Source organism: Epibacterium sp. ABZ3_068 (assembly GCF_056159265.1).
The window spans coordinates 46,863-57,336 of record NZ_JBSWUV010000004.1; the positions used below are offsets into that span (position 1 = coordinate 46,863).

Consider the following 10,474-nt stretch of genomic DNA (forward strand, 5'->3'; position numbering starts at 1 on the left):
ACTCATCACATTCACTTACACCGGTGCAACAAAAAACGCAGGCGCTTGTTCGCCCTTGGTCATGGCCGCCTCAAAGCCGCGGGCGGTGTCCAGGGCTTCGCGGATGGTGACATCCATATCCAGATACCGATAGGTGCCAAGGCGGCCTACAAATGTCACGCCCTTGGTCTGTTCCGCAAGGGCCACATAATCGGCCAGCTGGGCTTTCTCCTTCACCTGGCGGATCGGGTAATAGGGGATGTCGTCTGGCTCGGCGCTGCGCGAAAACTCGCGGTAGCAGACGGACCCTTCGTGTTCTTCCCAGGGCGAGAAATGCTTGTGTTCGGTGATGCGGGTATAAGGCACCGCCTCTTCGCCGTAATTCATCACCGCACAGCCCTGATAGTCACCGTCAAACTCAAACCGTTCAAAATCCAGCGTGCGGTATCCCAGACGACCAAGCTCATAGTTGAAGTAGCCATCCAAAGGCCCGGAATAGAAGACATGGTCAAAACCTTCGCCCATGGCGCGGTCAAAAACAGTCTCTAATTTGACGGTAATCCCCGGGTGGTCGAGGATTTTCTCGATCATCGCAGTATAGCCGTTTTCCGGCATGCCCTGGTATTTGTGGAAGAAGTAATTGTCGTCGTAATTAAACCGCACCGGCAGGCGCTTCAGGATGGACGCGGGCAGCTCTGACGGGTGCATGCCCCATTGTTTGATGGTGTAGCCCTTGAAAAACGCCTCATACAGATCCTTGCCCACAAAGCGCATCGCCTGCTCTTCAAAGGTCTGGGGATCACTGATCGAGGTGTCCGCCTGTTCATTGACGATGAAATCACGCGCCTCATCCGGGCGCATCGTTTTGCCAAAGAACTGGTTGATGGTGTGCAGGTTGATCGGCAGGGAGAACACGCCACGCTTGCCCTCGGGATCCAGGCTCGTGGTTTTGACCCGGTTCTTATAGGGCATAAAGGTCTCGAACCTGTTCACATAGTCCCAGACTTCGCCATCATCGGTGTGAAAGATATGCGGCCCGTAGATATGCACATTGACGCCTGTTTTTTCATCACGTTCGGTGTGACAATTTCCACCGATATGACTGCGCGCGTCCAGCACCGTAACCTCATGACCTGCCTCGGCCAGATGCCGCCCAATCACAGCACCAGACAAGCCGGCCCCCACCATCAAAAGCTTACCCATCGTGCCTTAAATCCCTTGCTGCCCTGTTTTTTGGCTGCATGTTTTCTAAAGGGAAATCTCATCACGCAGCAAGGAGATTGCCCGCCTGCGCGCGGGATTTCTTCCGCAAGCGGCAGAAGTCGGCGGTGCACATCGCGCCCAGACACGGACAAGCACCGAGGATCATATTGTTCCGTACCTCAAAATCCCCTAAACCCAGATCCAGACCACGGCCCCGCCGCTACAGGAACCAACTGACACGATGCTCTTTTTTGGAAAGCCCCGGCGTAAAAAGCTGATTGTTCATATCGGCGATTACAAAACCGGATCAACGGCCATTCAGATGGCCTTTGCGCAGGGGCAGGTCACATTCCCAAAGCACAGCCTGTGCTATCCCGCCGCGTTCAACCACAATGGCATGCGCGCCAAAACGCAGAGACTGCAGGCCGATCCCAATGACCCTGATGCCATTGCCTATTTCACCGATCTGGCCTGCAAAATTCAATGCGCCGATGCCGATTTTACGCTGATTTCGGGAGAAAGCCTGGAACGCACCGCACCACAGACCCTGCAGGACATCATCGCGCGGTTCTTTGCCCCGCATGTGGATGATGTCCATGTGGTGTCCTATGTCAGGCCCCATGCGGAACGTATCCTATCCAGCTATGTGGAGCGGATCAAAACAGGCGTGGCAGACAGTCTCGAGCTGTCGTTGGAAGAATATGCCCACTACCGCATGGCCAAGGGCAGCTTTGATTATATGCGGCGGTTTTCGGCTCTGCGTGACACCTTTGGCCCCAATTTCACCCTGCGCCCGATGACCCGACAGACGCTTCATAAAGGCTCTGTTGTGGATGATTTTATATATCACGCCTTTGACAAGTCCCCCTACACGCTGACCTCACAGCCCGTCGCCAATGAAGCCCTCGCCCTGGAGGATCTGATGCGTCTCAAGGTGCTGCAACGCACCCTGCTGCAGACGCCGAACATTCGCGCCGCCAATTCCCTGCGTCTCAAACTGGGGTGGGACTACAGCCAACGCCACGCCGCCTGCCCTCCCCGTGCCGATCAGACCAAGCTCAAACTGCACCGCAGCCTGGCCGAGGCCATATCTGCCCATTACGCAGATGACGCCGCCGCCGTGGATCAGGCGTTTTTCCAGGGCACCCCGCATCTGCAGCAGGCCCTGACCAAGGCCGTGGAGACCGCGATCGACGCCCCCCTGTCCACCGACCCCCAGGACCACCTGTCTGCGGCAGAACTTCAGGGGCTGCAGATCATGTCGGACATGATGGCCGAACTCTATCAAAACACAAAACGCAACTGGCCTTTGTTCCTGCATCAAAAACGGCTTGCCGCCCTGCAGAACAGATCGTCACGTTAGTCAGACTACACAGGCATTCGCTATGAAAGTTCTTCTTTATTTTGGTCATCACAAAGTGGGCTCAACAGCTCTGCAGGCCTATTTGGCGCGCAATATGCTCACCCTGCTGCAAAAGGGAATCCTATACCCTGCCGTCGAGAGCCAGGGCCTCAGTCATCTTTTGAAACATGCTCTGGCGCCCAAACAGGCACCGGATCTGTCCTGTATGAACCTGCGGGAGCCCCATAATGCCCTGGCCTTTCGCATGCTGGCCAGCCGCACCAATGGCAAAACCCCAAGCTGGCATGGCACCCTGCCCCAGATGCCGGCCATGCTGCGCGCACTCAGCCATCAGGTTGAGGTGTTCCAGCCCCATACGGTGGTCTTATGCTCGGAAGTCTTTTCGAACTTTGGCCCCCAGCATCCCGACCTGATCGAGGTTCTGCAGAAGCAATTCCCGAATGCCGAATTTGAGCTGTACTGCGCCTTGCGCCGCCCGGATGATTATATGACATCCTGGTTTGGCCAGCGGCTGCGGTTTGGTCAAAAACTCAAACCCTTAAGCGAAGGCACCGCGCTGAACGACACCAAAACGATCCATTTTGACTATCAGAAAATGGTGGCCCCCTGGCACCGCGCCTTTGAGGGCGCCACACTGCATCTGCGCAATTATGCGGATATTCTGGCCGCAGGCGGATCGGTTGAGGATTTTACAGCCCAGGTCGGCTGTGACTTTCCAAAGGGGCTGTCTCGCAAGGGGCCCAGCAACCCCGGCCTGCCGCGCGCCTCGTTTGAGATCCTGCGCCGCGCCAACCACACGCTGGAACCGGCTCAGGCCAAGCCGCTGCTCAGACTGTGTCTGGAGACCTCCAAGTCCCTTGGCAGCATTCCAAACAAGGATATCGAGGTGTTCGGGGCCGATCTGCGTCAGACGCTGGCCGATAAATTTGCCCCCATAAACGCTTATTTGGGCACGCTGGTTGGTAAGGAGATGTTTTTCCCGGACCTGGAGGACATGCGCACCCCCCGCCCCATTTCCCTGGACCAGGCAACCCAGGACGCGCTGGCGCATATCCCCGGCGACGCTCTTCCGGACCCTCAGATCCAGGCCTTCCTTCAGTCTCTGAAACAGTAAGAAACGTCACCTTCTCACCCCAAAGGGGGACCTTGCATCATGATCACCTTGCAGAACTTCATCGCTCCTGAGCGCGAGATTTGCACCGAAACCGACCTCTATGTTCATGAGATAGGGTCTGTGGGGTATGATTTTGGCACCGGTCATTATGTTCTGCCCCGCAGCAGCGGTCTGAACTTCGACAGCTACTTCAACCTGTTTGACCTCACCCAGTGGGGCGCCTGCTCCCTGGACGGGCTGTTTCTGGAGCTCACCGGCACAGGCGAGGTCGAGATCCAGATCACCCTGGCCCAGGCCGGGCGCTCCCACGAGATTGTGCACCGGGAAATCACCACCATGCGCGACGCGCACCCGCATCTGTGTGACCTCAGCGCCTTTCTGAAGGGTCGCGGCGGGGTTCTGTTTGTCCGCCTGACCGCGTTGAGCGATCGCGCCACCCTCAAGTCCGCGCGCTTTGCCACTCAAAGCCTGCCTGAACGCGCCCTGCCCCAGCTCACAGTGTCCATCACCACCTTTCAGCGAGAGGCCGAGGTCCAGGCCACCGTCGCCCGGCTGGAACATTTTCTGGCAACCTTCCCCTTTGGCGCGCAAATTCGGGTCCAGGTGGTGGACAACGGGCAAAGCGCAGACATCCCGCAAACGGAGCATGTCACCACCTATCCCAACCGCAACCTCGGGGGGGCCGGTGGTTTTGCGCGCGGCCTTCTGGAGGCCGAGGCCGCCGGGGCCAGCCATTGTCTGTTTATGGATGATGATGCGTCATTCCATATGGAAAACATCGCCCGCACCTATATGTTCCTGGCGCTTGCCCGGGATCCCAAAACCGCAATTGCCGGGGCCATGATCAACAACACCCACAAATGGACGATGTGGGAAAACGGTGCCTGGTTCAATGGCTCCTGTCGACCAATTGCCAATGGAACCGACCTGCGCGATCCGAAAGCCGTCCTGCAAATGCAGTTTGACGCCGCTGGCCCGCAGCCGGAGACGTTTTACGGAGGATGGTGGTTCTTTGCATATCCGCTGGCACAGGTCAGCCATCACCCGTTTCCGTTTTTTGTCAGGGGCGATGATATTTCCTTTTCTCTGGCCAATGACTTTCAGATTCAGACACTAAACGGGGTTGTTTCCTTCCAGGATGACTTTACCGAAAAGGAAAGCGCACAGACCCTTTATCTGGATATCCGCAACCATATCGTCCAGCACCTGACCCATGACAGCCTGGCCCGAAGCACCTTTGGCACCGCCAAGGTGCCGCTGCGTTTTATCATTCGCTCGCTCCTGCGGATGCATTATGCATCCGCCGAGGCGCAGCTGCTGGCCTGGCATGATGTCATGTCCGGGCCCGAATTCTTTGATACCAATATCGACATGAGCGCACGACGCGCCGTGATCAAGGCGCTTGCTGCCGACGAGGCCTGGCAGCCGATTGCAGAGCAGCCACATCAGGAACGTCACAGCCGTCTGACACGGTTGGCCCGCTCGCTGCGAACAAAGATCGGATTAATGACCCTAAATGGGCATATTGTCCCATTCTGGAGCCGGTTTGCCAGCCATCTGAGGCTGCAGATCGGGCAGCGTGGGCTGGTCTATTTTGCCCTCGGCGCGGCCAGGGTCACCTATGTGAACACGGATCAGGACAAGGCCTATACCGTGCACCATGACAAAAAACGCTTCTATGCCATCCTGTGGCAGATGATCCAGACGACCTGGACGTTCTGGCGCAACTTTGACAGGATCAAAGCCGCCTATCATACAGGATATCAGGAGATGACCCAAAAAACCTATTGGGAGCGGACCCTGACACCGGACAACATAGAGAACACCAGCGACACGCCCCAGCCCGGACAGGCCTCCACCGGCTGACAGCTCATCTGTGTTTCGCGGCGCAACATATACGTCTTTTAATTCTCCCTGTTAGGCCTCAGGGTAATCCCCCCAGAGGCCTAACAGGGACATCACAGGACCTAGGACAGGATCGCCTCATGCAGCGCGATGGCCTCGTCCAGGTCTTCAAAATACGTCGCCTTACCGCCCTCAAGGACCACACCCGCATTACAGAATTGCCGGATCTGCCCCATGGAGTGGTTGACCATAATGGCGCTGGCGGTCTCCATCCGCTCCTGAAACAACTGGCGGCTTTTGCGTTTGAAGGACCGGTCGCCCACGGCTGTCACCTCGTCCACCAGATAGGTGTCAAATTTGATCCCCATCGACGCGCCAAAAGTCAGGCGGGATCTCATGCCGCTGGAATAGCTGCGCAGCGGTGCATAGAAAGATTTCCCCAGCTCCGCGAACTCCTCCACAAAGGCCACCAGCTGATCCGTATCCACCCCATAGATCCGCGCCACAAAGCGCACGTTTTCAACCCCCGTCAGATCGCGGTGAAACGATGACGCCAACCCAACCGGCCACGAGATGGTTCCGTCGCTCAGCACCCGGCCACTGTCTGCGTGCAACGTACCCGAAATGATCTGTAACAGGGTCGATTTTCCGGCCCCGTTCCGGCCCAGAAGCGCCAGGGATTTCCCTGTTGGCAAGGTCAGTGACAGATCGTCAATCACCACCTTGCGGTGCCCCCGGAACCAGAAGCTTTTGGTGAGGTTTTCAATACGGATCATGACAGCCCCGATTACCGGCGATCCCGGATGGAATAATAGATCAATACCAAAATCGCCCAGCCCAGGACCAGAAAGGCTGCCGACAGCCCCACCAGGATCAGGCGACGCGGGTATTCAGAGGCCTCCGCCCGCGTGGGTTTGATATAGGTGGCCAAATAGCGGCTTTGGCGGGAGGCCTCATCCCGCGCCACTTCCATCGCAGTCAGCGCCGCCCGATATGCCTCTTCGGCAAACTGCCGGTCCACGCTCAGCCGTTCATATTCTGAAATCAGTGATGGGTAATCCTCTCCGATCCCGCCATTTTCTGTCACTTCAGCCGTGGCAAATGAGTTGCGCTCCAGGTCGATCCGTTGCCGGATGACATCTATGCGCTTTTGCGCCGAGGTAATCCGCGGGTCATTGTCCCCCAAAGAGCCGCGCAACAGATCCAGCTCGATCAGCGCTTCGGCCAGCTGTTGTTGCAGATTGTTCATCACCCCCATGCGACCCTGAATATCGGTTTCGGGGTCCACAATCCGGGTACGGGTGCGGAATTGGATCAACGCCTCACGGGCGTTTTTCAACCGCTCCAGAGCCTCTTCCAGATCCGCCTGCGCATAGCGGATGGAATCCGCCCGCGCCTGTTCGTTCAGCGCGTTGATCCGGTTCTGGCTCAGCTCCACAATTGTGCGGGTAATGGCCTGAGCCATATCGGCGTCATAGGCCGTCGCCTGCACCTCCATCAGACCGGATCCGCTGTCATAGGAAATGCCAACAATCCGGTGCCAATACCAGGTCAGGTCTTCCAAGGTTGGATCAGGCCACAACGCAAAGGCCCAGTCCACGGGCCAATGCGCGGCAAAATGCCCTTGGAGATCCAGCGCGGCATCCACCTCGCCTACCAGCTCCTGGCTTTGGATATATTCATACAGGATATCCCCGTCGGATGCGGTGCTGCCCCCGGTCAGCTGGGCCAGGCCGCCCAAGATATCATTGGCCCCCGAGCTTTCCTGGCTGCGCACCGAAAACCCCGCCGTCGAGGCATAGCGGTCCTGGGCAATGGTGGTGAGGTAGAACACAACAGCCGCCAGCGGCAGCAGGACCAGCATCACAAAGCTGGCCAGAACGCCCCAATGGCGTTTTTTCATCTTGGCCGGACCCGCCATCGGCGCGCGTGTGGCAGCAAGCTGTTGATGCAATGTCGCCGCCGCCCGTTCGGCGGCTTCGGCCCGTTTTTCGGCGGCGGCCAGTCTCCTTTTCAACGGTCCGGGTTTGGGGGTCGGGAGCGGCGTAACGGCTTGCAAATCCGGCGCGGCCCCGGCTTCAGGGGCCGTCTCTGAAACATCCTCTGCGATGCTCTCTTCTGCCTCTGTGGTGCTCTCTTCTGAGGAGACGTCACCATCAACCGTCGCGCGATTTTCTGTCATCTTACCTGTTCCTTTGCGGGCGCTCTGTCCACCCCTGCCCAAGAGCTGTTTCCAACAGCCGCTCAATGGCGCATAGTATCGCCGCTAAGCCGACCGTTCACAATGGGGTTTCATGACCGACCAGCCGCACCCGCATCACTCTGCTGCACAGACAGACAGTTTACGACAGCCCCTCATGCCGGTTCAAAGCACCCGTCGTCGCTTTGCGTCGCTGCGCACCATTGCAGCCCTCATCCTGCGGGAAATGTCGACCCGATACAGCCGCACCCCCGGGGGCTACCTCTGGAATGTCATGGAACCGCTGGCAGCCATCCTGTTCCTGAGCCTGGGCTTTTCCCTTGTGTTGCGGACCCCGTCTCTGGGCACCAGTTTCCTGTTGTTTTACGCAACGGGGTACCTTCCGTTTGACATCTACGGCACCATTTCCCGCACCTGTGCCAATGCGATTACCTTCTCCCGCCCCCTGTTGCGTTTTCCTGCGGTCACCTGGGTGGATGCGGTTCTTGCGCGGTTTATCCTGAACGGGCTTACCGGGATGCTCACGGCCTTTATCCTGTTGACCGGGGTGCTGTTGGCGGTTGACAGCCATACCATCCTGAAACTGCCCGCCATTATGGAAGCCCTGGCGCTGGCCTTGCTGCTGGGTCTTGGAGTGGGAACCGTCAACTGTACGCTGATCGGGTTGTTCCCACTTTGGCAGGTCATCTGGAATATCCTCAACAGACCGCTGTTTTTGGCCTCGGGCATCCTGTTTCTGTATGATGATCTGTCAGCCAAAGGCCAGGCCCTGCTGTGGTATAATCCGCTTGTTCACATTGTCGGCCTGATGCGTACAGGATTTTATCCGACCTATACCGGTGCCTATGTCAGCAGGATCTATGTCCTGCTGGTTGCAATGACCCTGCTTGCCCTGGGTGTCCTTTTGTTGGGCCGCTATCACCGCGACATCATCAACGACTGATGCCGCGCGCCGGGGCTTACTTGCTCCGGCGCAGCACCTCAGCATGAGGCAAGCCAGGCCGCCGCAACATCCCATCCCAAACTGCGCGCCGCAGGAGGCGCAGGAAGATCCAGCGCTCGTCGCCATAGTGGCGCGCCTTCAGAAGCCATTTGGGCAACACTGCCAGAAGGGCCGGCCAGAACCAGATCCCCGCAGCCATGCGATAGAGCAGCAAAAGATTGCGGTGGTAATAATAGACCTTCCACAAAGGCGTCAGCCGACCGCGTTGGACGGCGGTTTTCTCGACACCGTCTTTGCCCTGGAAACTGGTCAGATCATGTTCAAAGCGCACACCGGGCTCAAAACCGATGCGCCCTCCCGCCTTGGTCAGACCAAGCGTATAAATCCCGTCATCGCCATAAATGAAAAGGTTAGGGTCTGGATAGCCGATCTTGCGCACCGCATCGGCCGAGATAAAAAACCCGACAAAGGAGGTCACATCGATCTGCAGCCCATCCCCGTCATAGTCCGAGGGCTGGATATGAAACCCTGACCGCCCCCCACCAAACAGCGTGCGAAAGAACTCAGGTGCGTGCCAGAACGGGTTGCGCGAGGGGCGGTTCATCTCGCAGATCTCACCCGAGGGGAAATAGACCGCGGCCGCCACTGCATCCCATTTCCCACCGTCTTCATGGTGAGCGGGCAGGGCGTGGAACGCCGCCAGGCCGCCGGGCTCCGGGCGACCGTCATCATCCATCACCACCAGCCAGTCGGGGCTATGGGCCTCCATCGCGCGGCGCATCCCCATTTCAAACCCGCCGGCCCCACCGGTGTTTTCCACGCTGTTGAGCACATCCAGACGCGGATCGTTTTGCGTTGCCAGCCAATCAGCGGTGCCATCGGTTGAGGCATTATTGGCCACAACCACCGCCGCCAGCTCATGGTCCGGACTGTCCAGAAGACGCGCCAGCGTGACCTTGAGCTTGTCCAGCCGATTATAGGTCACCACCACGGCCACAAGGCGCCCGGACGACGAGGGGGCGGGGCGGGGTGAGGTCATAAAGCTGCTCCTTGGGCCATGTGGCACGCGTCTTTTTATCGGGCTATTTTTCTCGACTGAGAAACCCCGAGCCGTAGGGAATTGTCAATCGCTTTGCCGCATCAGGGGTCGCTTACGGCTGGGGGCGAAGTAGTACGTTAAGCCCGACCAGCCCTGTCCTTAAGAGGATAGTCCACCGTTACAGCGACCAAACCACGGATTTTGACCTCAGCGGCGTTTCATTAAGCCGGTACGGTGAATGTCTCAGGGATGGGGCCATTGCGTATACCTGCCGTTCGCTTCGACTGGCATGGACTAGCGAGATGCGGACAAAGCTGCCGTCGCCGTTCCAGTGCCAGGGGCTTAACTTGCTGCATTCATGGATGAGCCTGGAAACGAGAGAACATGGAATTAGTAGCATTCGCTTTGCCGTTAATGTGTGGCGCGATGGCAGCTTTGCTGGTGAGCCATAGGCGAACCAAGTTCTGGATCATTCTGGCAACAGTGTGGTTGAGCGTTCCGTTTGGAATAGCGACCTCGCTAGGCGTGGGCATCTGGCTGCAAGAGCTAGGAGATTGCCATGATCCACGTGGGCGCGATGTTATCGAATGCATAGTTTTCGGTCTCGACGTAACTGATTGGGTGAATGGCTTAAGGATGGGCGGATATGCGTTCGCTCTTGTTGCCTTTCCTTGGTTTATCGCAGGCGGGGTCATGCTTGCGATTGCCCGAATTATTGCGGTTTTTCGAGCTGACAATACGTGAAGTATATGGCGAGAAGATAGACATGCGACCGGTGGGTTTGGGCT

The 10,474-nt window shown here is 57.8% G+C and carries 9 protein-coding genes; 5 read left to right on the forward strand and 4 right to left on the reverse strand.

The genetic code is table 11. From position 1 onward, the window contains the following. Positions 1-15 precede the first annotated feature (15 nt). Complete coding sequence (gene glf / locus ACXAEW_RS21990; protein ID WP_474943486.1) at positions 16-1,182, reverse strand: UDP-galactopyranose mutase; 1,167 nt, start codon at positions 1,180-1,182, stop codon at positions 16-18. A gap of 241 nt (positions 1,183-1,423) precedes the next feature. Here glf and ACXAEW_RS21995 point away from each other — a divergent pair, with 241 nt between their 5' ends. Genes ACXAEW_RS21995 through ACXAEW_RS22005 form a run of 3 tightly spaced genes read left to right on the forward strand, consistent with a single transcriptional unit; the run spans position 1,424 to position 5,525 of the window. Beyond that, a complete protein-coding gene (locus tag ACXAEW_RS21995; RefSeq protein WP_474943487.1) occupies positions 1,424-2,545 on the forward strand; it encodes a hypothetical protein in 1,122 nt (373 codons plus the stop codon). 22 nt (positions 2,546-2,567) lie between these two features. Further along, entirely contained in the window at positions 2,568-3,659 is a 1,092-nt protein-coding gene (locus ACXAEW_RS22000; protein WP_474943488.1) for a hypothetical protein, read from the forward strand. 39 nt (positions 3,660-3,698) lie between these two features. After that, positions 3,699-5,525, forward strand: coding sequence for a glycosyltransferase family 2 protein (locus ACXAEW_RS22005; protein WP_474943489.1), 1,827 nt, complete (start codon positions 3,699-3,701; stop codon positions 5,523-5,525). A gap of 101 nt (positions 5,526-5,626) precedes the next feature. Here the strand turns inward: ACXAEW_RS22005 and ACXAEW_RS22010 are convergent, their stop codons facing one another. After that, positions 5,627-6,280, reverse strand: coding sequence for an ABC transporter ATP-binding protein (locus ACXAEW_RS22010; RefSeq protein WP_474943490.1), 654 nt, complete (start codon positions 6,278-6,280; stop codon positions 5,627-5,629). 11 nt (positions 6,281-6,291) lie between these two features. After that, positions 6,292-7,686, reverse strand: a complete 1,395-nt coding sequence (locus ACXAEW_RS22015; protein WP_474943491.1) for a KpsE/RkpR family capsule polysaccharide export protein — start codon at positions 7,684-7,686, stop codon at positions 6,292-6,294. Between the two features lie 112 nt (positions 7,687-7,798). On the opposite strand from ACXAEW_RS22015, the gene ACXAEW_RS22020 reads away from it, so the two are divergent. Next, the gene (locus tag ACXAEW_RS22020; RefSeq protein WP_474943492.1) at positions 7,799-8,647 is read left to right on the forward strand and encodes an ABC transporter permease; all 849 of its coding nucleotides are present in this window, start codon (positions 7,799-7,801) and stop codon (positions 8,645-8,647) included. A gap of 16 nt (positions 8,648-8,663) precedes the next feature. Here ACXAEW_RS22020 and ACXAEW_RS22025 read toward each other — a convergent pair whose 3' ends face one another. Beyond that, positions 8,664-9,686 carry a glycosyltransferase family 2 protein gene (locus tag ACXAEW_RS22025; protein WP_474943493.1) on the reverse strand — a complete coding sequence of 341 codons (1,023 nt, stop codon included), beginning with the start codon at positions 9,684-9,686 and terminating at the stop codon, positions 8,664-8,666. A gap of 384 nt (positions 9,687-10,070) precedes the next feature. Here ACXAEW_RS22025 and ACXAEW_RS22030 point away from each other — a divergent pair, with 384 nt between their 5' ends. Further along, on the forward strand, positions 10,071-10,430 hold the full coding sequence (locus ACXAEW_RS22030) for a hypothetical protein (protein WP_474943494.1): 360 nt from the start codon (positions 10,071-10,073) through the stop codon (positions 10,428-10,430). The last annotated feature ends 44 nt before the right edge of the window (positions 10,431-10,474 follow it).

Bases quoted from the DNA above. Each gene is read 5' to 3' on its own strand.
- glf (WP_474943486.1), bottom strand. From the start codon at position 1,182: ATGGGTAAGCTTTTGATGGTGGGGGCCGGCTTGTCTGGTGCTGTGATT.
- ACXAEW_RS21995 (WP_474943487.1), top strand. From the start codon at position 1,424: ATGCTCTTTTTTGGAAAGCCCCGGCGTAAAAAGCTGATTGTTCATATC.
- ACXAEW_RS22000 (WP_474943488.1), top strand. From the start codon at position 2,568: ATGAAAGTTCTTCTTTATTTTGGTCATCACAAAGTGGGCTCAACAGCT.
- ACXAEW_RS22005 (WP_474943489.1), top strand. From the start codon at position 3,699: ATGATCACCTTGCAGAACTTCATCGCTCCTGAGCGCGAGATTTGCACC.
- ACXAEW_RS22010 (WP_474943490.1), bottom strand. From the start codon at position 6,280: ATGATCCGTATTGAAAACCTCACCAAAAGCTTCTGGTTCCGGGGGCAC.
- ACXAEW_RS22015 (WP_474943491.1), bottom strand. From the start codon at position 7,686: ATGACAGAAAATCGCGCGACGGTTGATGGTGACGTCTCCTCAGAAGAG.
- ACXAEW_RS22020 (WP_474943492.1), top strand. From the start codon at position 7,799: ATGACCGACCAGCCGCACCCGCATCACTCTGCTGCACAGACAGACAGT.
- ACXAEW_RS22025 (WP_474943493.1), bottom strand. From the start codon at position 9,686: ATGACCTCACCCCGCCCCGCCCCCTCGTCGTCCGGGCGCCTTGTGGCC.
- ACXAEW_RS22030 (WP_474943494.1), top strand. From the start codon at position 10,071: ATGGAATTAGTAGCATTCGCTTTGCCGTTAATGTGTGGCGCGATGGCA.